This window comes from Kitasatospora sp. NBC_01560 (assembly GCF_045208415.1).
GTDB lineage: Bacteria > Actinomycetota > Actinomycetes > Streptomycetales > Streptomycetaceae > Kitasatospora.
This window is the reverse complement of record NZ_CP109364.1, coordinates 6,298,851-6,325,000: the sequence shown is the minus strand read 5'-3', so window position 1 is coordinate 6,325,000 and position 26,150 is coordinate 6,298,851. Positions and strand designations below refer to the sequence as shown.

At 71.6% G+C, this 26,150-nt stretch carries 19 protein-coding genes and 1 pseudogene (1 of these 20 only partly in view); 4 read left to right on the top strand and 16 right to left on the bottom strand.

Annotation, left to right across the window (positions count from 1 at the left end):
- From OH807_RS27545 to eccD, 10 genes and pseudogenes are all read right to left on the bottom strand, one after another.
- Positions 1-1,181, bottom strand: partial view of a ribonuclease J gene (locus OH807_RS27545; RefSeq protein ID WP_406203759.1) — the 5' portion only. It extends 505 nt beyond the left edge of the window; the window shows 1,181 of its 1,686 coding nt (coding positions 1-1,181); the start codon lies at positions 1,179-1,181; the stop codon falls past the left edge of the window.
- 170 nt (positions 1,182-1,351) lie between these two features.
- Positions 1,352-2,251 (bottom strand): 4-hydroxy-tetrahydrodipicolinate synthase, encoded by a 900-nt coding sequence (gene dapA, locus OH807_RS27540; RefSeq protein ID WP_406203756.1) that lies wholly within the window; start codon positions 2,249-2,251, stop codon positions 1,352-1,354.
- A gap of 227 nt (positions 2,252-2,478) precedes the next feature.
- Positions 2,479-3,534 (bottom strand): FAD-dependent thymidylate synthase, encoded by a 1,056-nt coding sequence (gene thyX, locus OH807_RS27535; RefSeq protein WP_406211225.1) that lies wholly within the window; start codon positions 3,532-3,534, stop codon positions 2,479-2,481.
- Positions 3,535-3,837: 303 nt separating this feature from the next.
- Positions 3,838-4,119, bottom strand: a pseudogene (locus OH807_RS27530) (FAD-dependent thymidylate synthase); the annotation flags it as partial.
- Positions 4,116-4,619 carry a hypothetical protein gene (locus OH807_RS27525; RefSeq protein WP_406203753.1) on the bottom strand — a complete coding sequence of 168 codons (504 nt, stop codon included), beginning with the start codon at positions 4,617-4,619 and terminating at the stop codon, positions 4,116-4,118. The pseudogene OH807_RS27530 and the gene OH807_RS27525, both read right to left, overlap by 4 nt.
- Positions 4,620-4,626: 7 nt before the next feature.
- The gene (dapB, locus tag OH807_RS27520; protein WP_406203750.1) at positions 4,627-5,394 is read right to left on the bottom strand and encodes a 4-hydroxy-tetrahydrodipicolinate reductase; all 768 of its coding nucleotides are present in this window, start codon (positions 5,392-5,394) and stop codon (positions 4,627-4,629) included.
- Positions 5,395-5,408: 14 nt separating this feature from the next.
- Positions 5,409-6,761 (bottom strand): M16 family metallopeptidase, encoded by a 1,353-nt coding sequence (locus OH807_RS27515; protein WP_406203748.1) that lies wholly within the window; start codon positions 6,759-6,761, stop codon positions 5,409-5,411.
- Positions 6,762-6,868: 107 nt separating this feature from the next.
- A complete protein-coding gene (locus tag OH807_RS27510; protein ID WP_406203745.1) occupies positions 6,869-9,076 on the bottom strand; it encodes a polyribonucleotide nucleotidyltransferase in 2,208 nt (735 codons plus the stop codon).
- A 468-nt stretch (positions 9,077-9,544) separates the two neighbouring features.
- Positions 9,545-9,835, bottom strand: a complete 291-nt coding sequence (gene rpsO, locus OH807_RS27505) for a 30S ribosomal protein S15 (protein WP_401044788.1) — start codon at positions 9,833-9,835, stop codon at positions 9,545-9,547.
- Between the two features lie 211 nt (positions 9,836-10,046).
- Positions 10,047-11,504 (bottom strand): type VII secretion integral membrane protein EccD, encoded by a 1,458-nt coding sequence (gene eccD / locus OH807_RS27500; RefSeq protein ID WP_406203741.1) that lies wholly within the window; start codon positions 11,502-11,504, stop codon positions 10,047-10,049.
- A gap of 472 nt (positions 11,505-11,976) precedes the next feature.
- On the opposite strand from eccD, the gene eccCa reads away from it, so the two are divergent.
- Positions 11,977-15,927: a type VII secretion protein EccCa gene (eccCa, locus tag OH807_RS27495; protein ID WP_406203738.1), complete on the top strand. Its 3,951-nt coding sequence runs from the start codon at positions 11,977-11,979 to the stop codon at positions 15,925-15,927.
- A gap of 481 nt (positions 15,928-16,408) precedes the next feature.
- Positions 16,409-17,821 carry an APC family permease gene (locus OH807_RS27490; protein ID WP_406203735.1) on the top strand — a complete coding sequence of 471 codons (1,413 nt, stop codon included), beginning with the start codon at positions 16,409-16,411 and terminating at the stop codon, positions 17,819-17,821.
- An 88-nt stretch (positions 17,822-17,909) separates the two neighbouring features.
- Here OH807_RS27490 and OH807_RS27485 read toward each other — a convergent pair whose 3' ends face one another.
- From OH807_RS27485 to OH807_RS27460, 6 genes are all read right to left on the bottom strand, one after another.
- A complete protein-coding gene (locus tag OH807_RS27485) occupies positions 17,910-19,172 on the bottom strand; it encodes a hypothetical protein (RefSeq protein ID WP_406203732.1) in 1,263 nt (420 codons plus the stop codon).
- A gap of 65 nt (positions 19,173-19,237) precedes the next feature.
- The gene (locus OH807_RS27480) at positions 19,238-19,780 is read right to left on the bottom strand and encodes a SigE family RNA polymerase sigma factor (protein WP_406203730.1); all 543 of its coding nucleotides are present in this window, start codon (positions 19,778-19,780) and stop codon (positions 19,238-19,240) included.
- Positions 19,781-19,873: 93 nt separating this feature from the next.
- Positions 19,874-21,100 carry a type VII secretion-associated serine protease mycosin gene (gene mycP, locus OH807_RS27475; RefSeq protein ID WP_406203727.1) on the bottom strand — a complete coding sequence of 409 codons (1,227 nt, stop codon included), beginning with the start codon at positions 21,098-21,100 and terminating at the stop codon, positions 19,874-19,876.
- A gap of 115 nt (positions 21,101-21,215) precedes the next feature.
- The gene (locus tag OH807_RS27470) at positions 21,216-21,509 is read right to left on the bottom strand and encodes a WXG100 family type VII secretion target (protein ID WP_406203724.1); all 294 of its coding nucleotides are present in this window, start codon (positions 21,507-21,509) and stop codon (positions 21,216-21,218) included.
- Positions 21,510-21,584: 75 nt separating this feature from the next.
- Positions 21,585-21,875, bottom strand: coding sequence for a WXG100 family type VII secretion target (locus OH807_RS27465; RefSeq protein ID WP_406203721.1), 291 nt, complete (start codon positions 21,873-21,875; stop codon positions 21,585-21,587).
- Positions 21,876-22,055: 180 nt separating this feature from the next.
- Positions 22,056-23,738, bottom strand: a complete 1,683-nt coding sequence (locus tag OH807_RS27460; protein ID WP_406203718.1) for a type VII secretion protein EccB — start codon at positions 23,736-23,738, stop codon at positions 22,056-22,058.
- A 169-nt stretch (positions 23,739-23,907) separates the two neighbouring features.
- On the opposite strand from OH807_RS27460, the gene eccE reads away from it, so the two are divergent.
- Both eccE and OH807_RS27450 read left to right on the top strand, forming a co-directional pair.
- Complete coding sequence (gene eccE / locus OH807_RS27455) at positions 23,908-25,311, top strand: type VII secretion protein EccE (RefSeq protein WP_406203715.1); 1,404 nt, start codon at positions 23,908-23,910, stop codon at positions 25,309-25,311.
- Positions 25,311-26,081 carry a hypothetical protein gene (locus OH807_RS27450; protein ID WP_406203712.1) on the top strand — a complete coding sequence of 257 codons (771 nt, stop codon included), beginning with the start codon at positions 25,311-25,313 and terminating at the stop codon, positions 26,079-26,081. The genes eccE and OH807_RS27450 overlap by 1 nt, the downstream gene beginning before the upstream one ends.
- Positions 26,082-26,150: the final 69 nt, after the last annotated feature.

The window sequence follows — 26,150 nt, the reverse complement described above, 5'->3', positions numbered from 1 at the left end:
TTGCGCGGCTTGCAGATGTTGAAGAAGTACAGCAGCTCACCGGCCGAGGCGTGGCCGGAGACGTGCACCTTGGCGTTGCCCTTGTGCACGACCTTGGCGCCCCAGCGGGTCAGGCCGTTGATCACCCGGTAGATGGCGGTCTCGTTGCCGGGGATCAGCGAGGAGGCGAGGACGACGGTGTCGCCCTCGACGATGCGGATCTGGTGGTCACGGTTGGCCATCCGGGACAGCGCGGCCATCGGCTCGCCCTGCGAACCGGTACAGATCAGGACGACGTCCTTGTCCGGCAGGTCGTCCAGCTGCTTGACGTCGACGACCATGTTGCCGGGGACCTTCAGGTACCCGAGGTCGCGCGCGATGCCCATGTTGCGGACCATCGAGCGGCCGACGAAGGCGACCTTGCGCTTGTGCTCGTGCGCGGCGTCCAGCACCTGCTGGATCCGGTGCACGTGGCTCGCGAAGGAGGCCACGATGATGCGCTTCTCGGCGCTCGCGAAGACGTTGCGCAGCGCGGCCGAGATGTCCCGCTCGGACGGGATGAAGCCGGGGACCTCGGCGTTGGTGGAGTCCACCAGCAGCAGGTCCATGCCCTCCTCGGCCAGCTTGGCGAAGGCCGGGAGGTCGGTCAGCCGGCCGTCGAGCGGCAGCTGGTCCATCTTGAAGTCACCGGTGGCGACGACCATGCCGGCCTTCGTGCGCACGGCGACGGCCAGCGCGTCCGGGATGGAGTGGTTGACCGCGATGAACTGGCAGTCGAAGGGGCCGATCCGCTCGCGGTCGCCCTCCTTGACCTCCAGCACGTACGGGCGGATGCGGTGCTCGGCGAGCTTGGCCTCGATCAGGGCGAGGGTGAGCTTCGAACCGATCAGCGGGATGTCCGGGTTCTCCCGGAGCAGGAACGGGACGGCACCGATGTGGTCCTCGTGCCCGTGGGTCAGGACGATGCCGTCGATCTTGTCGAGGCGGTCCCGGATGTAACTGAAGTCCGGCAGGATCAGGTCCACGCCGGGCTGCTCGTCCTCGGGGAAGAGGACACCGCAGTCGATGATCAGCATGCGGTCCCCGTATTCGAGAACCGTCATGTTGCGACCGATCTCGCCGAGACCGCCGAGCGGAGTGATGCGGAGGGCGCCCTCCTTCAGGGCCGGGGGTGCGCCGAGTTCGGGATGCGGGTGGCTCAAAAGACTCTCCTCACGACGCACGCCATATGCCTGGGGTCCTCCCCCAAGAGACATATGGCGTGCGTACTCAGTGTCGGTTTCCTACTGGGTCGGTGCTCTCGCGCCTTCGTCCGGTCCAGCGGCGGACCTCGGGGAGGCCCGGCGAGCCGGGGCGCGCACGTCTGTGTCTGCTACAGGTGTACCCCGCCTGCGGCGAGATCCTTCTTCAATTGCGCGATCTCCTCGGGAGTCGCGCCGATCAGTGGCAGCCGGAGCGGGCCGGCCGGGAGCCCCTTGAGCTCCAGCGCGGCCTTGCTGAGGATGACACCCTGCGTGCGGAACATACCGCTGAAGACCGGCAGCAGACTCTGGTGGATCGCCGTGGCCTTGGCCACATCGCCGCCGAGGTGCGCCTCGATCATGCTGCGCAGTTCGCCGGCGACGACGTGCCCGACCACGCTGACGACGCCGACCGCCCCGATGGACAGTAGCGGCAGGTTGAGGATGTCGTCCCCGGAGTACCAGGCCAGGTCGGCGCGGGCGATCGCCCAGGCGGCGGCGCCGAGGTCGCCCTTCGCGTCCTTGTTGGCGACGATCCGCGGGTGCTCGCCGAGCCGTACCAACGTCTCGTGGCTCAGTGCGACGCCGCTGCGGCCGGGGATGTCGTAGAGCATGACCGGCAGGCCGGTGGCGTCGGCGATGTGCGTGGTGTGCCGGTACAGGCCCTCCTGCGGGGGCTTGCTGTAGTACGGCGTGACGACCAGCAGGCCGTGCGCTCCGGCGGCCTCGGCCTGGCGGGCCAGCTCGGCGCTGTGGTGCGTGTCGTTGGTGCCGACGCCGGCCACCACGTGGGCGCGGTCCCCGACCGCCTCCACCACGGCGCGGACGAGCTCCGCCTTCTCGGCGTCGCTGGTGGTCGGGGACTCGCCGGTGGTGCCGTTGACGACGAGGCCGTCGTTGCCGGAGTCGACAAGGTGCGCGGCGAGGCGCTGGGCGCCATCGAGGTCGAGCCCGCCGTCTGCGGTGAACGGCGTCACCATCGCGGTCAGGACCCGGCCGAAAGGCGTCTGGGGCGTGGAGGTCGGAGCCATGCGTCCAAAGCTACTCGTAGACGGTGGGGCGGTACCCAGGCCGGTCCAGGGTTCGGACAGGTGTAGCAGGAGATGCGGCGCGCGGGGCGGCCGGAACATGGGATTCCGGTGCTGCATGCTCGGGGGTTCAAGCAGCACCGGAATCCGTGTCACGAGCGTAGGGAGCGGGCGGAAAAGCCGCAATCCAGACATGCCAGCCTAGCCGCCCATATGCCTATCACCCCAGGTCAGGGGGCGACCCGGCCGTGCTTCTCGAAGGCCGCACGGGTGAGCGGCATGAGCCGGGCCCACTGCTCCTCCATCTGCTCGGCGACCATCTCGATCTCGCGCTGCGGGAAGGACGGCACGGCGGCGTTCTCCTTCTTGGTCCGCAGCGACAGGAAGTGCATCAGCGAGCGCGCGTTGCAGGTCGCGTACATCGAGGAGAAGAGGCCCACCGGCAGCACGGCCCGGGCCACCTCGCGGGCGACGCCGGCCGCCAGCATCTCCTGGTACCGGGTGTACGCCTCGCGGTAGGCCGCCTCCATCGCGCCGGTGACGGTCTCGTGCTGCTCCGGCGTGCCGTCGACGAACTCGTACCGGCCCGGACGGCCCTGCTGCACCAGCTTGCGGTCCTCACCCGGCACGTAGAAGACCGGCTGCAGCTCGCGGTAGCGGCCGGACTCCTCGTTGTAGGAGTTGTGGACGACGACGCCGTTGGCGAGGAAGTTGTGCCAGGGCCCTTCGACGGCGAGGTCGTAGGTCATCTCCTCGCCGTCGTCGACAACGGCCGTGATCAGGTCCGCCTTGGCCAGCGCGACCTTCCCGCCCCGCTTGGCCAGGGACTGCTCGTCCGCGCTCTTCGCCGCGTGGCAGTCCGTGCAGGCCGGTGCCAGATTCTGCTCGTCGAGGGCCTTGCCGAGGTCCAGTGCGACCGGCACGACGTGGTCCAGTTCGAGCGCCTCGCGCGGGAAGGTGCGCGAGCACAGGTAGCAGACGTCCAGCTCGTCGATCAGCCGGTTGCGCTGCATCGAGGTCCAGACGCCGATTCCCCGGCGCAGACTCGGCGGCACGAGCGCCTCCGACGGCCGGGTGTCGGTACCGCCGACCATCACCGCGTCGCCGACGGCCAGCTCCCCCGCCTTGCGCCACCCGTCGGGGGTGAGGATCGCGTGGTCCTTGCTGCACCGCAGCTGCTTGCCGCCCGCCGTCGTCAACCGGACGAGCCGCTTGACGCCGGACTCCATCACATCGACGATCTGCGCGCGACCCGCCAGCAGCGTCCGCTCGTCGAAGCAGCGCACGTGGTTGCGCCGGACGGAGTCGAGCTTCCTCGTGCGCTTGCTCGGGTGCGACGCGCGGAACTCCTCGACGGCCGCCTCGGCCGCCTCCCGGCTCGTGTGCAGGCCGAGGTGGTGCACCTCGCCCCGGTGCTTGACCTGGGCCCGCCACTTCTCGGACTTCTTGTGCCAGGTCACGCCACCCTTGGTGGCCGGTACCCGGTCCTCCACGCCGACGTGCCACAGCCGGTACAGCTCCGCAATGGTCCGCCGCTTGAGCGAACCGTCCTTGCCCTGAAGGGTGACCTCGGTGTCACCCGCCAGGCACCATCCGCTGCGGTGGCGGTGGAATTCGCGGAAGACGAAGATCGGCGCGCTGATGAAGAAGGTCATCGAGTTGTGCTCGAACGGCGTGCCGTGCCGGTCCCGCATCAGGTAGTTGATCAGGCCCGTGGACTTCTCCGGATCCTGCTGGAGCGCCTCCAGGGACTGCTCCCCCGCCGTCGAGACCCGGGCCGCCCAGATGACGTCCGAGTCGGCGGCGGCGCTGCGGACCAGCTCCACTGTCACATCGCTGCGGAACTGAGGGGCCGTCGTTTCGTCGGTCACGCATTACTCCTTGCGGATTCGGTGCTGCTGGTCGTACGTGTGCCGGTGCCGCCGGTGCCGCCGGTCGTGCCGTGCAGCCGGATCGCGTGCTGCATCGTCCTGCGGGCCCGCGGGGTGTCGCCGGCGTCGGCGTACGCCACCGCGAGGCGGAAGAACACCCGCCAGTCGCCGGGCGCCTCCTCGGCCTCCGCCTTGCGGCGGGCGAACACCTCGTCGGCCGAGGCCCGGTCGATCCGCCCGCCGGCGGTGCGCCGGAGCTCGTCGACCGGCAGGCCGCCCTCGGCCTCCAGCTCGCGGGCGAGCCGCTCACCGGCCCGGCCGAAGCGGACGGTCTGGCGCAGGAACCAGACGCCGATCAGCGGGATCACGAAGGCGCAGAGCCCCATGCCGATGCCGAGCGGCTTGCCGGTGGCGATCAGCTGGACGCCCTCGCCCACGCAGACCAGGGCCACCAGCAGCAGGACGCCGGAGAGGACGAAGAAACCGGTACGGGAGGTCATCCGTTGCTCACAGGTCCAGGAAGTTTTCGAGGCCCACGGTGAGCCCGTGGTTCTCCACGACCTTGCGGACGCCGAGCAGGATGCCGGGCATGAAGCTGCTGTGGTGCAGCGAGTCGTGCCGGATGGTGAGGGTCTCGCCGGTGTCACCGAACATCACCTGCTGGTGTGCCAGGAGGCCCCGCAGCCGGACGGCGTGCACCGGCACGCCGTCCACGTCGGCGCCGCGGGCACCGGGCAGGCTGTGCGTGGTCGGATCCTGCTGCGGCGGGCGGCCGGCCTCGGCCCGGGCGGCGGCGATCAGCTGTGCCGTCCGGGTGGCGGTGCCGCTGGGGGCGTCCGCCTTGCGGTCGTGGTGCAGCTCGACGACCTCGACCGACTCGAAGTACCGGGCCGCGGTCTGCGCGAACTTCATGCCCAGCACGGCGCCGAGCGAGAAGTTCGGCGCGATCAGGACGCCGACGGGCAGCGGCGGCCGGCCGGTGGCCTCGGCCGGGTACAGCCAGTGCTCCAGCTCGCCCAGCCGGGCGTCGTTCCAGCCGGTCGTCCCGGTGACCACGTGGATGCCGTGGTGGACGCAGAAGTCGAGGTTCTGCATCACGGAGTCCGGATGCGTGAGCTCGACGGCGACCTGGGCGCCGGCCCGGGTCAGCTCCTCCAGATCGGAGCCGCGGCCCAGCGTGGCGACGAGCTCCATGTCCGGGGCGGCCTCGACGGCCTTGACCGCCTCGGAGCCGATCCGGCCCTTGGCGCCGATCACGGCGACACGCAGCGTCATAGCGAGAAGTCCCTTCAGACCAGCAGGTCGGCGAGCCTGGCGGCCCGCTTGTCGTTGATCGGGCCGATCAGCGCCAGCGACGGCCGGTACGCGCCCAGTACGTCCCGGGCCACCGCGTGGACGTCCTCCAGCGTCACGGCCGCGATCTTCGCGAGCATGTCGTCCACCGAGAGGTGGTGGCCGTAGCTGAGTTCGGCCTTGCCGATCCGGTTCATCAGCGAGCCGGTGTCCTCCATGCCGAGCACGGTGGACCCGGAGATCTGGCCGATCGCCCGGCGCAGCTCCTCCTCGGTGATGCCGTCGGCGACCACCTTGGCGAGCTCGTCGCGGCAGATCCGCAGCACCTCCTCGACCCGCTTGGGCTGGCAGCCGGCGTAGATGCCGAACAGGCCGCTGTCCGCGTACGAGGAGGAGTACGAGTACACCGAGTAGGCCAGGCCGCGCTTCTCGCGCACCTCCTGGAACAGCCGGGAGCTCATCCCGCCGCCGAGGGCCGCGTTGAGCACGCCCATCGCCCAGCGGCGCTCGTCGTGCCGGGGCACCCCGGGCACACCGAGGACCAGGTGGGCCTGCTCGGTGGAGCGGTTGAGCACCTCGACCCGGCCGGCGGTCCGCAGCGCCTTGGTGCCGCGGCGGGCCGCGGCGGGTTCGGCGTCCGACTTCGCCAGCAGCGGCGCGAAGGCCCGCTGGACCTGCTGGACGACCTTGCGGTGGTCGAGGTTGCCCGCCGCGGCCACCACCAGGTGCTCCGGCTTGTAGCGGCGGTGGAAGAAGTTGGCGATCTGGTCCCGGGTGAGGGCCTGGACGGTCTCCTGGGTGCCGAGGATCGGGCGGCCGAGCGGGCCGCTGCCGTAGATCACCTTGGCGAAGAGGTCGTGCACGACGTCGCCCGGGTCGTCCTCCGCCATCGCCATCTCTTCCAGGATGACGCCGCGTTCGGCCTCGACGTCCTCCGGGCGGATCAGCGAGCCGGTGAGCATGTCGCAGACCACGTCGATGGCCAGCGGCAGGTCGGTGTCGAGCACGCGGGCGTAGTAGCAGGTGTTCTCCTTCGCGGTGAAGGCGTTCATCTCTCCGCCGACCGCGTCCAGGGCCGCCGAGATGTCCAGCGCGCTGCGCCGCTCGGTGCCCTTGAAGAGCAGGTGCTCCAGGTAGTGGGTGGCCCCGTTGAGCTGCGGGGTCTCGTCCCGCGAGCCGACACCGACCCAGATGCCGAAGGTCGCGGAGCGCACCGTCGGCAGGGTCTCGGTGACGACCCGCAGGCCGCCGGGGAGGACGGTGCGGCGCACCGTGCCGGCGCCGTCCACGCCCTTGAGCAGGGTCCGGGTGGAGCCGGGGCGCTGCTTCGCCGCCGAGGCCTGGGCCACGGGGGTACCTCCGTAGAAAGCATGGGGAACAACGGGGTGCGGCCCGCACGCCGACGGGGGCGTGCGGGCCGCGACCGCGTTTATTGAATGGGGAGGCTAGCGGCGCTTCACTCGGAAGCGGCCTCGCCGCCCTCCTCGCCCTCGACGACCGGGATGAGGGAGAGCTTGCCGCGCGGGTCGATCTCGGCGATCTCGACCTGGACCTTGGCGCCGACGCCGAGAACGTCCTCGACGTTCTCGACGCGCTTGCCACCGGCCAGCTTGCGGATCTGCGAGATGTGCAGCAGGCCGTCCTTGCCCGGCATGAGCGAGACGAACGCGCCGAACGTCGTGGTCTTCACCACGGTGCCCAGGTAGCGCTCGCCGACCTCCGGCATGGTCGGGTTGGCGATCTGGTTGATCGTCGTACGGGCAGCCTCCGCCGAGGGACCGTCGACCGCACCGATGTAGATGGTGCCGTCGTCCTCGATGGTGATGTCCGCGCCGGTGTCCTCCTGGATCTGGTTGATCATCTTGCCCTTGGGGCCGATGACCTCACCGATCTTGTCCACCGGGATCTTGATCGTGATGATGCGCGGCGCGTTCGGCGACATCTCGTCGGGCGCGTCGATGGCCTCGTTCATCACGTCGAGGATGTGCAGACGCGCGTCCTTGGCCTGCTTCAGCGCGGCGGCCAGCACCGACGCCGGGATGCCGTTGAGCTTGGTGTCCAGCTGCAGCGCGGTGATGAAGTTGCGGGTACCGGCGACCTTGAAGTCCATGTCGCCGTACGCGTCCTCGGCACCCAGGATGTCGGTCAGCGCGACGTAGTGGGTCTCACCGTCGATCTCCTGCGAGATCAGGCCCATGGCGATACCGGCGACGGCGGCCTTCAGCGGCACACCGGCGTTCAGCAGCGACATGGTCGAGGCGCAGACCGAGCCCATCGAGGTGGAGCCGTTGGAGCTGAGCGCCTCGGAGACCTGGCGGATCGCGTAGGGGAACTCCTCGCGGGTCGGCAGCACGGGGATGATCGCCCGCTCCGCCAGCGCGCCGTGGCCGATCTCGCGGCGCTTGGGCGAGCCCACGCGGCCGGTCTCGCCGACCGAGTACGGCGGGAAGTTGTAGTTGTGCATGTAGCGGCGACGCGTCTCCGGGGAGAGCGTGTCGAGCTGCTGCTCCATGCGCAGCATGTTCAGCGTGGTGACACCCAGGATCTGGGTCTCGCCGCGCTCGAACAGGGCCGAGCCGTGGACGCGCGGGATGGCCTCGACCTCGGCGGCCAGGGTGCGGATGTCGGTGACACCGCGGCCGTCGATGCGGACCTTGTCCTTGATGACGCGCTCGCGCACGACCTTCTTGGTCAGCGCGTTGTACGCGGCGCTGATCTCCTTCTCGCGACCCTCGAACTCCGGCAGGAGCTTCTCGGCGGCGATCGCCTTGACGCGGTCCAGCTCGTTGTTGCGCTCCTGCTTGCCCGGGATGGTGAGCGCCTGGGCCAGCTCGCCCTTGACCGCGTTGGTCAGGGCGGCGAACACATCGTCCTGGTAGTCCAGGAAGACCGGGAACTCGCCGGTGGGCTTGGCGGCCTGGGCGGCCAGCTGGGACTGCGCGGCGCAGAGCACCTTGATGAACGGCTTCGCGGCGTCCAGACCGGCGGCGACGACGTCCTCGGTCGGCGCCTCGGCGCCGCCCTCGACCAGCTTGATGGTCTTGGCGGTGGCCTCGGCCTCGACCATCATGATCGCGACGTCGCCGTCCGGCAGCGTGCGGCCGGCCACGACCATGTCGAAGACGGCGTCCTCGAGCTCGCTGTGGGTCGGGAACGCCACCCACTGGCCCTTGATCAGCGCGACGCGGACGCCGCCGATCGGGCCGGAGAACGGCAGGCCGGCCAGCTGGGTGGACGCCGAGGCGGCGTTGATGGCCACCACGTCGTACAGGTGGTCCGGGTTGAGCGCCATCACGGTGACGACGACCTGGATCTCGTTGCGCAGGCCCTTGACGAAGGACGGGCGCAGCGGGCGGTCGATCAGGCGGCAGGTGAGGACGGCGTCCTCGGAGGGCCGGCCCTCGCGACGGAAGAACGAGCCGGGGATGCGGCCCGCGGCGTACATCCGCTCCTCGACGTCCACCGTCAGCGGGAAGAAGTCGAAGTGCTCCTTCGGCTGCTTGGAGGCGCTGGTGGCCGACAGCACCATGGTGTCGTCGTCCAGGTAGGCCACGGCGGAGCCGGCGGCCTGACGGGCCAGCCGGCCGGTCTCGAAGCGGATGGTACGGGTGCCGAAGGAACCGTTGTCGATCACGGCCTCGGCGTAGAACACGTTCTCTTCCACCTGGAAGATCTCCTCTTTCGTACGTCTCCGGGAGAGCGTCCCCGCGCATCGCCTTCCGGTGGCCCCGGGCCCTCCTTCTCGGAGGGGGGCAGTCGGGCCGGTCTTCGATCGAAGCCTCCGGTGCGCCCCGCTCGGTCTGCGGGGCTTCCGGCGGCCACTACCGAGGACCGGCGCCTCTCGGCTGCCGGGCCTGGTCGGTCGGTCCGCGTCTGGACGCTCTCTCGGATGCGGGCGGCTTCCGTTTGAAGCCTTCGTCCCGCGGGGGTCGGGGTCTTTCTGTCCGGGTGGCGCGCGACAGCGCCATCACCGGCATTTCCCACAACCCTACGGTGCAATCCTCGGGCACCCGGGGAGGTGCGCGCGAGTTGTTATGTGCTGCTGGTGCCCCCGGGGCGCCGCGGGCCGTCGGCCGCGGCATACGCGCGAGGGGCGGCTCCCCGGTGTGGGGAGCCGCCCCGAGCGGCGGTCTTAGCGGGCGCCACCGGCGGCACCGCGGCGGATGCCCAGGCGGTCGACGAGCGTACGGAAACGCTCGATGTCCTTCTTGGCCAGGTACTGCAGCAGCCGGCGGCGCTGGCCGACCAGGATGAGCAGGCCACGACGCGAGTGGTGGTCGTGCTTGTGGATCTTGAGGTGCTCGGTCAGGTCCGAGATACGGCGCGAGAGCATGGCGACCTGGACCTCGGGGGAGCCGGTGTCGCCCTCCTTCTGGCCGAACTCGGCGAAGATCTGCTTCTTGACGTCAGAGGCGAGAGCCACTGCAACTCCTTCGGGGTGATACCGAGCCGGTCCTGGTCTACGGCACAGGACTCGATGAGAACTCGGTGTCGTGACTGAGTGCGGCCGGCGGTCTTCGACCCTGCTGGGCGGACACACTGGTGCACTCGAAAGGCAAGCGTACCAGTGCCGCCCGGACGGACCGGCCGGTGGGCCGGTACGCACTGCGGCCGGCCCGCCGGGGGGCGGCCGGTCAGCCGGTGGCGCCGCGGACCAGGCTGTAGATGTCGAGCACGGCCAGTGCCAGCGGGACGAGTGCGATCAGGGTCAGGCTGTCGACGAGGTCCAGGATCCGCCCCCAGAACGGGGAGACGCCGAGCCGGGGCACCACCAGGGCGATCGCGGTGAGGATCGCGGCGCCGAAGGCGATCGAGGCGGCCAGCCAGATCGTCCGCAGGTCGACGTCGGTGGAGCTGCCGGCCTTGAGGATGAACAGCGGGGTGTGCAGCGAGAGGCCGACGATCAGCAGCGACAGGCCGAGCAGGCCGGCGATGGTGAGGCTGAAGACCTGCGCGGTGTAGCGGAACAGCCGGGCGCGCAGCATGGTGGCGATCCCGACGGTCAGCGCGAGCAGCTCGGGGAAGACCTGGTCGGTGAAGCCGAGCACGGCGCAGGCGCCGACGATCACCGCGGCGCAGCCGCCGACCAGGCCGACCAGCACCTCGTGGCCGCGGCGGGCCTGGTGGGCGATCCGCTCGTACTGGACGGCCTCGGCGCGGCCGGCCTCCTCGTCGTAGTCCCGGCTGCGGGTACGGGTCTGGCCGGGGGCGCTGAAGCCGACGGGCAGCCGGGCGAAGCGGGCGGAGAGGCCGGGCAGGAAGCCGATCACGGCGACGGCGGCGACGCCGGTGACGGCGGCGATGTGGCCGGCCGGGGTGCCGGGCAGCAGGACGGCGGCGAAGGTGGCGAGCGCGCCGGCGGCGGCCAGGAAGGCCGCGGCGACGAACAGCGAGTCCTTCTCGGGCAGCAGGCCGACGAGCAGGACGGCGACGATCAGGACGGCGACGCAGCCGGTGAGGAACTGGAGCCGGCCCGGGCCGTCCCACTGGTGGGCGGGGGCGATGATGCCGCTGCCGCCGATCAGGGCGTGCGGGAGGGCGCCGAGGCCGAGCGCGAGGGCGGCCCAGGAGTCCTGGTAGACCCGGGCGCGGACGCCGGCCAGGGCGGTGAGCACGACGGCGACGACGCCGGACAGGACGCCGGGCAGGCCGTGCATGTCGTGGCGCAGGTCGGAGAACCAGAGCGCGAAGCCGAGCAGGGTGAGCAGGACGCCGGCGCCGATCAGGCCGAAGGCCCGCATCAGCTCGGGGCTCCAGAACCGGCGGTCGGCCTCGACGGCGGTGGCGATGGCGTCGGCCACGTCGTCGTAGACGGCCGGCGGCAGCGACTCGGCGAAGGGGCGCAGGCTGAGGAGGTCGCCGTCACGGACCTGCTGGGCGGCGAGCGGCAGCCCGCTGTCGAGCACGGTGCCGTCGCGGCGGACCAGGTGGAACCCGGTCGGGGCGCCGTCGGGCTGGGTCTGGCCGGAGAGGCGCAGCACCTCGGGGTAGACGTCCGCGAGCGGGACGTCCTCGGGCAGGGCGACGTCGATCCGGCTGTCCGGCGCGACGACGGTGACCCGGCAGAAGCCGGTCGTGGTGGAGGTGCTCATGTCCGCACCTCGCTGACGCTCATCGCTCGACGCACTACGCGCTCCCCCTTGTTGACGGGCCGCCGGTCCGGGCGGCGGTCGATCTGACTGCTGCGCGGGTGCAGGGCCGGGCGGAACTGGCTCGATCCGGCCCTGAGTTGGCGCGGCGTTACCCTACCCGCTCCGTTCGTGCCCGGCTCCGCGCAGGTCCCCGTGGGGTGGGCCGGTACGGTCGGCGGGCCCTCCCAGTAGGATCGGCCCCTGCGCAAGGCGACGGGGGCAGGGGCCGCGCTCCTCCCCGGGTGCCTGCGGTCGGCGGAGCGGGGGCGGCGTCACACGGGGCGCCCTCACCCGTACGAATCCAGTTGCGTGAGGGCTGATGCCGAAGTGATCGAGCGAGCCGTTCGAGGCCGTGGGGTGGGCGCATGAGTGGGCGAAGCACCGGTGGGTGCGTGACTCGCGGGGCGACCGCCGGGCCGAACGAGGTGGGCGCATGAGTGTGGTGACGGTCAAGCGTCCGGCACGGGCCTATCCGCCTGCCGTGCCGGAGGAGCCGGTGGAGCTGGTGACGCCGCCGGAGCTGCCGAGGTCGGGCGGCGACGACTGGATGATGAGCCTCCTGCCGATGCTCGGCATGGGCGGGTCGGCGGTCTTCTTCTTCTCGCCCGGCGCACAGGCCCCGATGAAGATCATGGGTGGCCTGATGATCGTCTCGACGGTCGGCATGGCCCTGGCCCAGATCGTGAAGGCGCGCCGGGGCGGGTCGACCGCGACCGCCGACGAGCGGCGCGACTACCTCAAGTACCTGCAGCAGATGCGGCGCCAGGTGCGGCGGACGGCGGAGCGCCAGCGCGGTGCGCAGCTGTTCCTGAACCCGGAGCCGGACCAGCTCTGGTCGATCGTCGCGGAGGGCCGCCGGCTCTGGGAGCGCCGCACCGGGGACGCCGACTTCGCGCAGATCCGGGTCGGCCGCGGGCCGGTGCAGCTGTCGACGCCGCTGGTGGCGCCGCAGACGGCGCCGATGGACGAGCTGGAGCCGTTGTCCGCGGCGGCGATGCAGACCTTCCTGAAGGCCCACGGCACGCTGCAGGACCTGCCGCTGGCGGTCTCGCTGCGCGCCTTCTACCACATCACGGTGTGCGGGGATCCGGACACCGTGTACGGCAACGTGCGGGCGATGATCGCTCAGTTGACGACGCTGCACTCGCCGGACGACCTGCTGGTGACGGTGGCGGCGGCGCCGGGCGCGGTGGAGGAGTGGGAGTGGACGAAGTGGCTCCCGCACAACCAGCACCGCAAGGAGAACGACGGCGCGGGTTCGCGCCGGCTGATCGCCACCGGGCTCGGTGAGCTGGAGCACCTGCTCCAGGACGAACTGGCGGGCCGGCAGCGGTTCGTGCGGGACGCGGCGCCCTCGGGGGACCAGCCGCACCTCATCGTGATCATGGACGGCGCCGCGGTGCCGCACGACTCGCTGCTGGCCGGCCCCGAGGGCGTGCACGGGGTGACCATCATCGAGGTGGTCCCGGGCGACCTGGACGAGCCGACCGGCCACCTGGTCGTCACGGTGACGCCGGAGAAGCTGGTGCTCCGCTCGGCCTCGGGCGCGACCTACAACGGCACGCCGGACACCCTGTCCACCTGGCAGTCCGAGGCGCTGGCCCGGCAGTTGGCGCCGTACCGGATCTCGGCCGGCGGCGACGACGAGCCGCTGCTGTCGAACCTGGACTTCACCGAGCTGATGAACTCGGGCGACCCGGGCTCCTTCGAGGTGTCGCGCAGCTGGCGGCCGCGGGCGCAGCACGAGAAGCTGCGGGTGCCGATCGGGCTCGGGGCGGGCGGCGAGCACGTCTACCTGGACCTCAAGGAGGCCGCGCTGGAGGGCATGGGCCCGCACGGCCTGTGCGTCGGCGCGACCGGCTCCGGCAAGTCGGAGCTGCTGCGCACCCTGGTGCTGGGCCTGGCGATGACGCACTCCTCGGAGACGCTGAACTTCGTCCTGGCCGACTTCAAGGGTGGTGCGACCTTCGCCGGCATGGCGGACATGCCGCACACCTCCGCGGTGATCACCAACCTGGAGGGCGAGCTCACCCTGGTCGACCGCATGCGCGACGCGATCGAGGGCGAGATGAACCGCCGGCAGGAGCTGCTGCGCTCGGCCGGCAACTACGCCAACCTGAACGAGTACGAGCGGGCCCGCGCCGCCGGTGCGGCGCTGGACCCGCTGCCGTCGCTGGTGCTGATCATCGACGAGTTCTCCGAGCTGCTCACCGCGAAGCCGGACTTCATCGACATGTTCATCCAGATCGGCCGGATCGGCCGTTCGCTGGGTGTGCACCTGCTGCTCGCCTCGCAGCGCCTGGAGGAGGGCAAGCTGCGCGGTCTGGACACCTACCTCTCGTACCGGATCGGTCTGCGCACCTTCTCGGCGGCGGAGTCCCGGGCGGCGATCGGCGTGCCGGACGCGTACCACCTGCCGCCGGTGCCGGGTGTCGGCTACCTGAAGTTCGGCACCGACGTGATGGACCGGTTCAAGGCCGCGTACGTCTCCGGGCCGTACCGGGCCCCGGGGCAGCAGCGCTCGGCCGGCGGCCGGCTGGTGACGGCGCTGCCGGTGGTGTTCACCGCCGCCGAGGTGCCGGTGCAGGAGCCGGAGGTGCAGGAGGTGGAGCCGGAGGTCGAGGAGCAGGACGACGCGCTGGTCGACACCGTGCTGGACGTGTTCGTGCAGCGGATGGCGGGCCAGGGCCCGGCCGCTCACCAGGTCTGGCTGCCGCCGCTGGACGAGGCCCCGAGCGTGGACCAGCTGCTGCCGCCGCCGCTCCAGGCGACGGCGGAACGCGGCCTGACCTCGCCCGCGTACGGGGCGCTGGGCCGGCTGCGGGTGCCGGTGGGCATCGTCGACAAGCCGCGCGAGCAGAAGCGCGACGTGCTGGAGCAGGACTACTCGGGCGCGGCCGGTCACGGTCTGGTCGTCGGTGGGCCGCGGTCCGGCAAGTCGACGCTGATGCGCACCCTGGTGGCCTCGTTCGCCGTCACCCACACCCCGCTGGAGACGCAGTTCTACCTGCTGGACTTCGGCGGTGGCGGGTTCCAGTCGCTGCAGGACCTGCCGCACGTCGGCGGGGTGGCCGGCCGGCTGGACGCCGAGAAGGTGCGCCGGATGGTCGCCGAGGTGCACGGGGTGCTGAACCGGCGCGAGGAGCTGTTCCGCTCGACCGGGATCGACTCGATCGGCACGTACCGGGCCCGCCGGGCCGCCGGGCAGCTGCCGGACGAGCAGTTCGGCGACGTGTTCCTGGTCGTCGACGGCTGGAACACCTTCAAGCAGGACTACGAGATGCTGGAGGGGGTGATCGGGGACATCGCCCAGCGCGGTCTCGGCTACGGCGTCCACCTGATCATCACCGCGGCCCGCTACGCGGAGGTCCGTCCGGCGCTGAAGGACCTGCTGCAGAACCGCACCGAGATGAAGCTCGGTGACGCGATGGAGTCCGAGGTGGACCGCCGGATCGCGCAGCACGTGCCGGCCGTCCCGGGCCGCGGTGTCACGGCGGGCGGGCTGCACTTCCTGACCGGCCTGCCGCGGCTGGACGGCTCGCACGCGGTGGACGACCTCCAGGCGGGCGTGGCCGGGCTGGTCTCGGCGGTCGCCGCGGCCTGGTCGGGCCCGCGTGCCCCGCAGGTCCGGATGCTGCCGGCGGTGCTGGACGGGTTCGCGCTGCCGAAGGGCTTCGAGTACCCGGACCGCGGCATCGCGTTCGGCGTGGACGAGCTGGAGCTGGCTCCGGCGTTCGTCAACTTCGAGACCGACCCGCTGTTCATCGTCTTCGGCGACACCGAGTCCGGTAAGTCGGCGACGCTGCGGATGCTGATCAAGCAGATCACCGAGCGTTACACCCCGGACCAGGCCGGCATCGTGGTCGGCGACTACCGGCGGGCCCTGCTCGGCACGGTGCCGCAGGAGTACCTGGTGGAGTACGCGGCCGCGCAGCCGGCCATGACGAGCATCGTGGAGATGCTCCGCGGGGCCTGCTCGCGGCGTCTGCCGGGCCCGGACGTGACCGCCGAGCAACTGCGCAACCGCAGCTGGTACAGCGGCAAGGACATGTTCGTGATCGTGGACGACTACGAGCTGGTGGCGACCAGCTCGGGCAACCCGCTCTCGCCGCTGGCCGAGTTCCTGCCGTTCGCGCGGGACATCGGCCTGCGCATGATCATCGCGCGCAGTGCGGGCGGCGCCGGCCGCTCGCTGTACGAGCCGGTGATGCAGCGGATGCGCGAGCTGGGCGGCCAGGGCGTGATCCTGTCCGGCAACAAGGACGAGGGTGCGCTGCTGGGCACGGTCAAGCCGCAGCCGCTGCCGCCGGGCCGCGGGGTGTACGTCTCGCGCCGGGTCACCAGCGGGCAGATGGTCCAGACGGGCTGGCTGCCGTCGGCCTAGCGGGCGTGACGCCTCCGGCGGCGGTGACGGACAGTGATCGAAGGGGTCGGGTTCTGCGGAGCCCGGCCCCTTCGGCGTCCGGGTGCTGAAACGTTACCTAGATCTTTCCGGCGCCGCGCTGCGGTTCCCGCACCCGGCGGGACGGCCGCCCGGCCGCGGGAGGCTGCCTGGGCGAGCCGCCCTCCCGCTCACCCGAGGCCTTTGAATGAGCGCACGCAATGCTCCGTTCACCTTGGATTCAAGTGCGATGTGGCCAAGGTAACAACACGGACATACGTGACAATGACCGCTCGTGATCATTGGATCGCATGTTTATGCCCCTTGACGCAACGGATTCCGTAGCAATTCCGGCGTTGACGCAATCAATACGGCCAAGGTTCCATGGCGGACCGGGAGCGTCAGAACCAAGACCCAGAGCAACCAGCCAGCGGAGGCGATACCGCTCCCTCTCCAGGACCGCTCAGAGCCGATCGGAAGCCTCATGACCGACACGCTTCGCCCGCCCCACGCCGCAGCCCCCACTGCGGCCGCCGAGGGCGCGATCGCGTCCCCCCAGACGCTCAAGCGCTCGATCGGCGTCGTCGGCGGGACACTGCTGACGCTCTCCTGCGTCACCCCGGCCTCCACGCTCTTCGTGATCGTCCCGGAGCTGTTCTCCAGCATCGGCAGCGCCACCGCGCTGGCCATCGCGATCGGCTCGGTCCTCTGTATCGCCGTCGCCTTCTGTTACTCCGAGCTCGGCACCCTGATCCCCAGCGCCGGCGGCGAGTACGCCATGGTCGGCACCCTCGCCGGCCGACTGGCCGGCTGGCTGGTCTTCGTGCTCTCGCTGATCGTGGTGATGATCGTCCCCTCGGTGATCGCCCTCGGCACGGCCGACTACCTCGCCCCCGTGCTGCACGTCGACAAGCCGATCGCCGGCGCCGCGGTGATGCTCGCCGCCACCCTCGCCGGCCTGCTGGACCTGCGGGCCAACGCCTGGATCACCGGCATCTTCCTGGTGCTGGAGGTCATCGCCGCCGGTGTCGTCTCGGTGCTCGGCTTCGCCCACGCCAACGGCAACGCGCCCAGCATGCTGCACGGCGTGGTCGCCGACGCGAACGGCACCGCCACCACGGTGAGCATCGGCGCCATCATCGGCGCCCTCGGCATCGCCCTCTTCATCACCCAGGGCTTCTCCACCGCGGTCTACCTCTCCGAGGAGCTGGAGAACCCGCGCCGCAACGTCTCGCGCACCGTGCTGTGGACGCTGGCCATCTCGGCCGCCGTCATCCTCGTCCCGGTCGCGGCCATCACCGTCGGCGCCCCCGACCTGGCGACCCTGACCTCCGGCGACATCTCCGGCATGGTCACCGCCTGGAGCAACTCCGCCGTCGGCACCTTCATCAGCCTCTGCGTCGCGCTGGCCATCATCAACGCCGGCATCGTCATGGTCATCCAGAACTCGCGGGTGCTGTTCGCCTCGGCCCGCGACAAGGCCTGGCCCGAGCCGGTCAACAAGGCCTTCTCCACCCTCGGCCGGTTCGGCTCGCCGTGGGTCGCCACCCTGGCCGTCGGCCTGCCGGGCGCCGCGCTCTGCTTCGTCAAGGGCGAGCTGCTGAGCGAGATCACCGGCGTCGCCGTCACCGGGATGTACCTGCTGGTCGCGATCGCCGCCCTGCTCTCCCGCCGCAACCACCACAAGCACGCCGCCGCCTGGCGGATGCCGCTCTGGCCGGCCGTGCCGGTCGTCCTGATCGTCGTCCTGGTCTACGTCATCACCCAGCTGGACACCGTGCCGCTGCTGTGGACCGGCGGCATCACCGCCGGCGCCACCCTCTACTGGCTCTTCTACCTGCGGCCCCGGCAGGCCACCCGCTGGGTGATCACCCTCCCCGAGGACCAGCAGGCCTGAGAGCGCCGCACCGACCCCCACCCCCCACACGGCAGTGCCCCGGGCTCCCCCTCGCCCGGGGCACTGCCGTTTCCGCGCTGTGCGCCCGCTACCTCTTCGCCTTCCACAGCGGGCTGGTGGCGATCGCCGTCAGCTGCTCGGGGGTGAGCAGCGTCTTGCCGGTCGGCCCCTGGGAGACCATGACGCGGATGTTGTCCGGGCGCAGGACGTCCGCCATCATCTTGGTCTTCGGGTCGGAGGCCGGGCCGAACACCTTGAGCCTGCTCCCGTCGGGCAGGACGGTCGCGTCCCCGAACACCGTCTCCCCCTTCGGGTCGCCCGGCGCCGGCACCATCTTCTGCACCCGCAGGACGAGCGAGCCGGCGGTCTGCCCCTGGGCCAGCTGGACGGTGGCGACCAGCTCGGTGCCGTCGATTCCGGTCACGGTCACGCCGGCGGGCAGCAGCTGGGCCAGGATCGCCCGGCGGTCCTGGAGGGACAGGCCGGTGTCCTGCGCGGCGTTGTCGACCCCGTCGTACTGGACGGCCGCGACGATCCGGTCCCAGGACCTGTCGACCACCACCGCCTTCAGCCGGTCCAGGGTGAGCGGCGGGTTCGGGCGGCTGTCCGGTGCGCCCTTCTCCTTGGGCGCGTTCCACTCGCTCAGCGAGATCTCCCGGCCGTCCGGGCCGGTGAGGACCGCGGACCACTCCTTGGTGTCGGCCCGCCCGTCGGGGTACTCGTGGCCCTGGGTCAGCATCAGCTCGGAGCCGTCCGCGAGCTTGGTGACGGCGCAGGAGTCGATCCGCGAGAGCTTGAGGTCCGCCGGGCAGGTGTGCGGCTGCGCCTGGCCCTTGCGGTGCTTCTGGACGGCGATCTGGACCAGCGACTTGCCGTGGCCGTCGTCGAAGACCAGGTCGGCCCCGGCGAAGGTGCCGTGCATCGTGCTGTCGTCGGTCCCCCGGCCCTTGCCCTCGGTGGCCTCGCCCTCGGGCAGCAGCGCCTGGAGGGTGGCGAGCACCTCGTTGCCGGTGATGACGGCCTGCGAGGCGGAGGCGGAGGCCGTCGGAGCGGCGGACCCGGTGCCCGCACCGCTCGCCGTCGAGGTGGCGGCGCCTCCCGAGGCGGCCGCCGTCAACGCCGTCCCCACCGGGGAGGAGCCGGTACCGCCGGCGAGGTACACCGCGCCCGTCCCGACCAGGGCCAGTGCGGTGGCCCCGCCGACCACCGCGGCGGCCGAGCGGCGGCGCCAGCGGCGGCGGCCGCGGAGCAGCCCGCCGCTCGCCAGCGGGGCCGGCTCGGTGCGGAAGCCCTCGCCGGTGCGGGTCATGGCATAGAGAAGATCGTCCTCGAACTTGTCCTGTTCGGACATGCGTGGTCACCGTTTCCTTCGGTCACGGGGTGGGGTCGGTGGGCATGGCGTGCCCGGCGGCGGGCTCAGTGGGCCGCGAGTTCGGTGAGCGAGTCACCGAGCATGCTGCGCAGCCGGCCCAGGGCGCGGGTGGTCCTGGTCCGGACGGCACCCGAGGAGGCGCGCAGCACCTCGGCGGTCTCCTCGACGCTGCGGTCCTCCCAGAAGCGCAGCACCAGCACCGCCCGGTCCTTGGCGGACAGCCGGCCGAGCGCGTCGAGCAGGGTCAGCCGCAGTGTGCTGTCCACCTCGCCGCCGACGGGCTCGGGCAGGTCGTCGGTGGGGCGCTCGCCGCTGGAGCGGCGGCGCTGCTGGGCGAGGAAGGTGCGCACCATCACGGTGTGGGCGTACGCGCCGGGGTTGTCGATCCGGTGCCGGCCGCCGGTCCACGCGCTGCGGCGCCACAGCACGTACATCCGGCTGAGGGCCTCCTGGACGAGGTCCTCGGCATGATGGGTGTCGCCGCTGGTCAGCAGGCAGGCCGAGCGGTACAGATGGCCGGTCCGGCTCGAAACGAGTTCCAGGAACTCCGCGTCCTTGCCGTCACGTGTGCCACCGGTCCGCCCCATGTCCCCCGTGCCCTCTGCTCGTTGTCGTCGACATCTGTTCGATGCGGTGAGCGGGGCGGGATGTTACAGACGGACGGGAAAAGGCCCGGGAATTCAGTTCGAGGGGCGCCGGCGGTGGTCGCGGAGCACGACGCCGCCGCCGATGAGCAGCGCGACGAGCAGGGCGCCGACGCCCAGCACGTACGTCGCGGTGCGGCCGTCGCGGTCGGCCTGGGTCTCGCCGAGGCCGACCGGCTGCGGCACGATCGCGGCGGCGGCCAGCGAGACCGACTTGTCCTCGACGGCCTTGTCGGGCGCCACGTCGGGGGCCTTGGTGACGGCCTTGACCGGGTCGACCACGCCCCAGCCGACGTACTCGTTGTCCTTGCGGTCGGTGCGCTGCGCGGTCTGCTCGATCCAGGCGCGGACCTGCGGGGCCGTCCAGTTGGGATGGGCGCCGACGAGCAGCGCCGCCAGGCCGGCGACGTAGGGCGCGGCGAAGCTGGTGCCGTTGTCCACGCACTGGCCGCCCCGGGGGACGGTGGAGAGCATGTCCACCCCGGGTGCCGCGACGTCCACGAAGTCGCCGTACTGGGAGAAGGGGGCACGCTCGTTGTTGCGGTCGGAGGCACCGACGGCGAGCACGGAGGGGAAGGCGGCCGGGTAGGTGTCGCCCTCCTTGCCGTCGTTGCCGGTGGAGGCGACCACCACCACGTTCTTGGCCTCGGCCGCGTCGATCGCGGCCTTCAGCTCGGCGTACCCGGAGAACTGGGCGGTGCCCGCGCCGCGCACGTCCTGGGAGATGTTGATGACCTTGGCACCCCTCTGGAGCGCCGTGTTGATCCCGGCGACCAGGGTGTGGACGTCCCCGCTGCCCTCGGCGTCGTTCTGGCGGACCGACAGGATGGTGGCGCCGGGGGCGAGGCCGACGAACCCGGTGACGTCACTGTGGCCGGCGGCGATGATGCCGGCCACCTTGGTGCCGTGGCCGACGGGGTCGACCTTGGCGTCGCCCTCCGGCTTCTGGCCGTCCTTCTCCTTCAGCAGCGAGCCGCCGTCCACGACGCGGCCGGCGAGCTGGGGGTTGGTGTCGTCCACGCCGGTGTCGATCACCGCGACCATCACGCCCGCGCCGGTGGTCCGGCCGCCCTGCCAGAGCTCGTCGAGGACCATGCGCTGGAGCGACCACGGCACGGCCTGCACGTTCTGCGCGGCCTTGGAGCAGTCACCGGCGGCGGCGATACCGGGGCCGTCCGCGTACGCCGGGGCGGCCAGCGGGCCGCCGAGCACCGCGAGCGCGGCCATCGTCGCCGCCGCCTTCCGGTACCTGACCACGGACACCCTGCCACCCCTCATGTCGTCCACCCCGTGTTGCGCGCCAGGGGCGGGTGCCCGTGTGCCGGGCACCCGCCCCTTCGGCGGAGTCACTCGCGCCCCTCGCGGGGCTCGGGATCCGTCAGGACCAGAGCTGCTTGTTGCTGTTCTCGGTGCTGTTGTAGCTCTCGGCCGCGCTGTCCAGCGAGGTGGCGATCTTCGCCAGCGTCTCCTGGAGGTGCGCGGCGCGCTGGTCCCACTGCGCCTGGTGGGCGCGGTAGCCCTCCTGCGCGACACCCTGCCAGCTCTGGGCGATCTTGTTGACGCCGGACTTGAGCTCGTCCAGCTGCGACTTGATCTGGTTGGCGGTGTTGCGGACCTGCGTACCCGCGCTGCGGACGGTCTCGAAATTAACGTGGATCTGGCCGTCGGACACGATGTCTCCTTGTCGGGATGGCGACGTCGGACCTCAGTGGGTGACGTCGATAGCTGACCTGGAAGAGCGCAGGGATCAGGACTTGAAGGTGGCCTGCTGGTCCGCGTCGGTCTGCGAGTACTGCTTGGTCGTGATCTCGATCGCTTCCTTGATCTTCTTCAGCGACTCGTTCAGCAGCCGAGCGTCCTCGTTGAAGTCGGCCTGGAGCTTGCCGTAGGCCGTGGCGGCCTCGCCCTTCCAGCCACCCTTGATCGAGTCGACCAGGGCGTTCAGGCTCTTGATCTCGCCCTCGATCTTGCCGATGACCTCGTCCATGTGCTTGGCGAAGCCCAGCATCTCCTGAGCGGTCGTCGTGAACTGACCCATGCTCTATCGTCCCCCATGAGACAGACATTGTGTCCGGAGACCCGTTCCCGGTCGCTCCGGCGCATCACGGTGTGATGTCCAGCAGCACTGTAGTCGGCACACGCAACTCACCCAACACCGGGCGACGGGTAGTTACCAGACCATGACACTGCGGCCAATTCCGTTGCCCGACAGGGACGGTCAGGCGTTCTGCTGCTGGGCCGCGCTCTTCGAATTCAGCGGGGGGCCGGCCGGCACGAGGTTCGACCAGGCCTGCGGCACCGGAACGGGCTGGAGCCCCTGGTAGCCGAGCCGGGCCTGGTTGCCGCCGGGCTCCTCCGGCTGCGGCGGCGCGGCCGGATCGGTCGGCTGGGCCGACGGCGTCTTCGTCGGGGTCGGGGTCGCGTTCGGCGATCCGGACGCGCCGGTCGCCGAACCGCCCTTGCCGCCGGTGCTGTTGGCCGGCACCGCGTACCGCAGCCCGGTCTCGGTGATCAGGTAGTCGTTGCCGGAGCCGTCCACGCTGTTGTCCAGCGCGCGGTAGAACAGGCCGAGGCCGGGCGTCACATGGGCCGAGACGGCGCCGTTGCCGTACTTCGCCGGGTAGTCCGGGCCCGCCCAGACGCTGCGGCGCGGCGTCCTGCCGTCCTCCGCCACCCCGTCGAAGGTGCTGCAGACGACCGCCCTCGCGTCCTTCGGCGCCTGCCAGTTGTTGGCCGGGGCACCCGTCCTGGTCGGCCAGTCCTTGGCGCCCTCGCCCATCAGCGGGGTGTCGCTCTTGAGCGCGGCGTGCTCCGCCGGCGTGATGGGGTCGACCCGGGGGTTCTTGTTCGCGTCCTGGTTGTACAGCGGCTGGAGCGCCGGGTTCTGACGGATCAGCTCGGCCTGGAACTGGGTGATCAGGTACAGCCGGTCCTTGCCCACCACGTAGAACCGGTCACCGGCGCTGACCAGCCGGCCGACCTTGCGGTCCTCCGCGTTCTGCAGCGCCACCGTGGAGTTGGGGCCCTTGGCGTCCGGGACCAGGCCGTCGATCTTCGGGAAGACGAGGTCACTGCCGGCGGCCAGGGTGTCCAGCCAGTCCTTCTTCACCCGCTGCGGGGTCGCGGTCGTCCCGAAGACGGCCCCCACCAGCTGCGTCTTGGTGCCGTCCGGCTCGTCCGGGGCGATCGCGTGCTTCCGGCCCTTGGCGTCGATCAGGAACAGCTTCAGCTTGCCCTGGCCGGCCGCCGGCTGGCCGCCGCCCGGCTGCACGGTCACCTGCTGGTCGTCCATCTGCTGCACCAGCAGCGTCTGGTCGACGTCCAGCACCCGGTCCTTGGCCTCCAGGGCCCCGGCGTCGGCGCCGCCCGCCACGAACACCGCCTGGTTGACGGTCTCCTGCTTGTCGTCCGAGCCCGGCCGGTCGCAGACCGACCACTTCATCGCCTTGCTGACGTTGGCCTTGGTCGGCAGCTTGTCCGGCGCGTACGGGATCCCGATCGTCGCACCGTGGTTGGGGTACTTGTCGAGCACCTCGTCGGCGACCACCACGACCTTGGCGTCGGCCGACAGCACCAGCCGCGCCGAGGCCATGTTGAGCACCTGGTGCAACCGCTTCACCTTGGTGTCCTGATCGACCAGGACCACGTACCGGGTGGTGCTCTGCTTGCCCTGGATGATGTTCTTGCCCTCGTCCCAGCCGACCGGCGCGCTCGGCTTGAACACCCCCCAGACGCCGAACCCACCGACCACCAGTGCGCCGATCACCACACTCGGCAGGATCGCCTTCACCGGCCGCGGCGCGTCCTCGTCACTGCCGCCGCCGCTGGGCAGCAGGAAGGCTCCCACCGTTCGCTTGCGGGCGAACGTGTAGGCGTTCAGCTCGTCCCGGCGTGATGCCATGCTCGTCGTCTCCCCTGTCTGACCGACATGCCCCGTGGTCCGCACCCGCCGGGCGAGAGCGACCTCGAACCCTCTACGATGCGGCAGCAGACGGTGAGTACGGTACGGGTACGGTTCGCGAACCGGCCAACCGGGCCGCGACAACTGATCAGAGAGGGTCACTCGGGGGATGCCAAGCCAGACCGCTCCAGGGCGCCGCAGCACGGCACAGGGCAGGGGGTCGCGCCGGTCCGGCCGCCGGGCACCGCACGACCCGGCCCCCGCCGCCGCGCCCCCGACCGCACCCGCCGGCGGCCACGGCGCCCCCGTCCCGGTCCGCGTGCACCCCCGGCCGGGGCTGCTCGGCGGCCGGCTGAGGCTCCAGCAGCTCGTGCTGATCGAGGTCGCGGTGGCCCTGGTCGCGGTCGGCTGGACCATCAGCAAGCCGGTGGCCGGCGCCTTCGGTGCGGTCGCGCTGGCGCTGGTCGTCCTCGCGGTGATCCCGCTGCGCGGCCGGACCATCCCCGAGGCACTGCGGGTGCGCGCCGCCCTGAAGGCCCGTCGGAAGCAGGCCCGGACCAACGTCCCGCCGGCCGGCACCGACCCGGCCGTCGCCCCCGCCCTGGAACTCGAACCGGCCCTGCGCACCTGCACGCACGCCACCGAGACCGACTTCGGCGGCCGCCCGATGCGCCGCGAGACCGGCATGGTCGGCGACGGCACCTTCCTCAGCTCGGTGCTGCTCGTCCAGGCCAAGGACCAGCCGCTGCGCCCCGTCCGCACCGCCCTGCCGCTGCCGCTGGACGTGGTCTGCTCGGCGCTCCAGGTGGACGACATCACCCTGGAGTCCGTGCAGGTCGTCCAGCACACCCAGCCGGCGCCGGCCCCGCACCTGCCCGAGCAGTCGCTGGCCGCCCGCGCCTACCAGGAACTGCCGGACGGCACCGCCACCCCCGGACTGCGGCTGACCTGGGTCGCGCTCAAGCTCGACCCGGAGCGCGCGGCCACCGCCGTCCGGGCCCGCGGCGGCGGCGAGGAGGGCGCCCGCAAGGCGCTCCAGCGGGTCACCGACCAGCTGGCCGGCCGGCTCAACAGCGCGGGCTTCAACGCCACCGTGCTGGACGAGCGCGAGCTGATCGCCGCGATCGCCATCTCCACCTGTGCCAACCCGCTCGCCGTGGCGGGCCGTCAGGGCACCGGGAGCGGCGGCGGCAGCGGCCGCCGCACCCAGGAGAGCAACCGCTTCTGGCGGATCGACGACCGCTGGCACAGCACCTACTGGATCTCCCGGTGGCCCCAGCTCAGCCGCCCCGGCGGCTCCCCCGGCCGGATCGCCGCACCGGACCTCGTCAACCTGCTCACCGGCTCGCCCGCGCTGGCCAGCACCTTCAGCCTGACCGCCGGGCACGGCACCGGCGGCTCGGTGACGGTCAGCGGCCACGTCCGGGTGACCGGGCGCAGCGAGAGCGAGGTGGCCCAGGTCGGACGGCTGGTGGAGGCCCGCGCGCAGAGCGCCGGCCTCGGCCTCAGCCGGCTGGACCTGGAGCAGGCCCCCGGCATGCTCGCCACCCTGCCCCTGGGAGGTGCTTCCTGATGGCGTACCAGACCTACCCGACCGCCCCCGGCCCGCAGCCCGGCACCGAGCAGCCCCGGGTCCGGCCGCGCATCCTGCCCGGCTTCGGCCTGCGCGGCCCGCGCCGGGAGAAGCACGTGCTGACGGTCGAGGACCTCGGCGCGCTCTCCTTCCCGGTCGGCGACGACGGTGTGCTGATCGGCGAGGACGTCCAGCAGCAGCCCGCCGTGCTCGGCCTGTTCCGGCCCAGCGCCTACGACCTGGTGCTGGTCGGCGGGGTCTGGACGGCCCAGGTCATCGCGCTGCGCGCGGCCGCCACCGGCGCCCGGATCGCCGTCGAGACCGCCCGTGCGAACCTCTGGGGCCCGATGGCGCAGGCCGCGGGCGGCGGCCAGCCGTGCGTGACGATCCACCAGGTCGGCCGGCTGGGCCCGCAGGGCGCCTCGGTCAACTCCCCGGTGCTGGTGGTGCGCGACCTCGGTGTGCGCCCGCCGCGCAGCCGGCTCTCCGCCGCACCCTGGCAGACCACGCTGACCCTGCTCCCGTACCTCGGCCCGAACGCGGCCCGGGTGCTGAACGCCGCCGACCTGGTCGGCGTGCAGCGGGTGTCGCCGCAGGAGGCAGAGCTGATCGGCCGGGTCCTCTCGCTCGGCCCGCAGGACGTCACCGCGCTGCCCACCCTGGGCGACGACATGACGCTCTGGACGACCCGGATGCGCCGCCAGTACGTCCGGGCCATCGCCGGGCAGGCCGAGCAGCAGGTGCTGGGCGGCCCGCGCCGGATCGACTGACCCGGGGCCGGACGCCCCGGACGCCCCCGGACGCCCCCGGCCTCCTCCCGGCCGGGTCGTCCTCCGGCG

Coding starts and splice junctions, on each gene's coding strand:
- OH807_RS27480 (WP_406203730.1), bottom strand. CDS start 19,780: ATGGGGCGGACCGGTGGCACACGTGACGGCAAGGACGCGGAGTTCCTG.
- eccCa (WP_406203738.1), top strand. CDS start 11,977: ATGAGTGTGGTGACGGTCAAGCGTCCGGCACGGGCCTATCCGCCTGCC.
- dapB (WP_406203750.1), bottom strand. CDS start 5,394: ATGACGCTGCGTGTCGCCGTGATCGGCGCCAAGGGCCGGATCGGCTCC.
- OH807_RS27490 (WP_406203735.1), top strand. CDS start 16,409: ATGACCGACACGCTTCGCCCGCCCCACGCCGCAGCCCCCACTGCGGCC.
- dapA (WP_406203756.1), bottom strand. CDS start 2,251: ATGGCTCCGACCTCCACGCCCCAGACGCCTTTCGGCCGGGTCCTGACC.
- OH807_RS27485 (WP_406203732.1), bottom strand. CDS start 19,172: ATGTCCGAACAGGACAAGTTCGAGGACGATCTTCTCTATGCCATGACC.
- OH807_RS27465 (WP_406203721.1), bottom strand. CDS start 21,875: ATGGGTCAGTTCACGACGACCGCTCAGGAGATGCTGGGCTTCGCCAAG.
- OH807_RS27525 (WP_406203753.1), bottom strand. CDS start 4,619: ATGACCTCCCGTACCGGTTTCTTCGTCCTCTCCGGCGTCCTGCTGCTG.
- OH807_RS27460 (WP_406203718.1), bottom strand. CDS start 23,738: ATGGCATCACGCCGGGACGAGCTGAACGCCTACACGTTCGCCCGCAAG.
- OH807_RS27450 (WP_406203712.1), top strand. CDS start 25,311: ATGGCGTACCAGACCTACCCGACCGCCCCCGGCCCGCAGCCCGGCACC.
- eccE (WP_406203715.1), top strand. CDS start 23,908: ATGCCAAGCCAGACCGCTCCAGGGCGCCGCAGCACGGCACAGGGCAGG.
- eccD (WP_406203741.1), bottom strand. CDS start 11,504: ATGAGCACCTCCACCACGACCGGCTTCTGCCGGGTCACCGTCGTCGCG.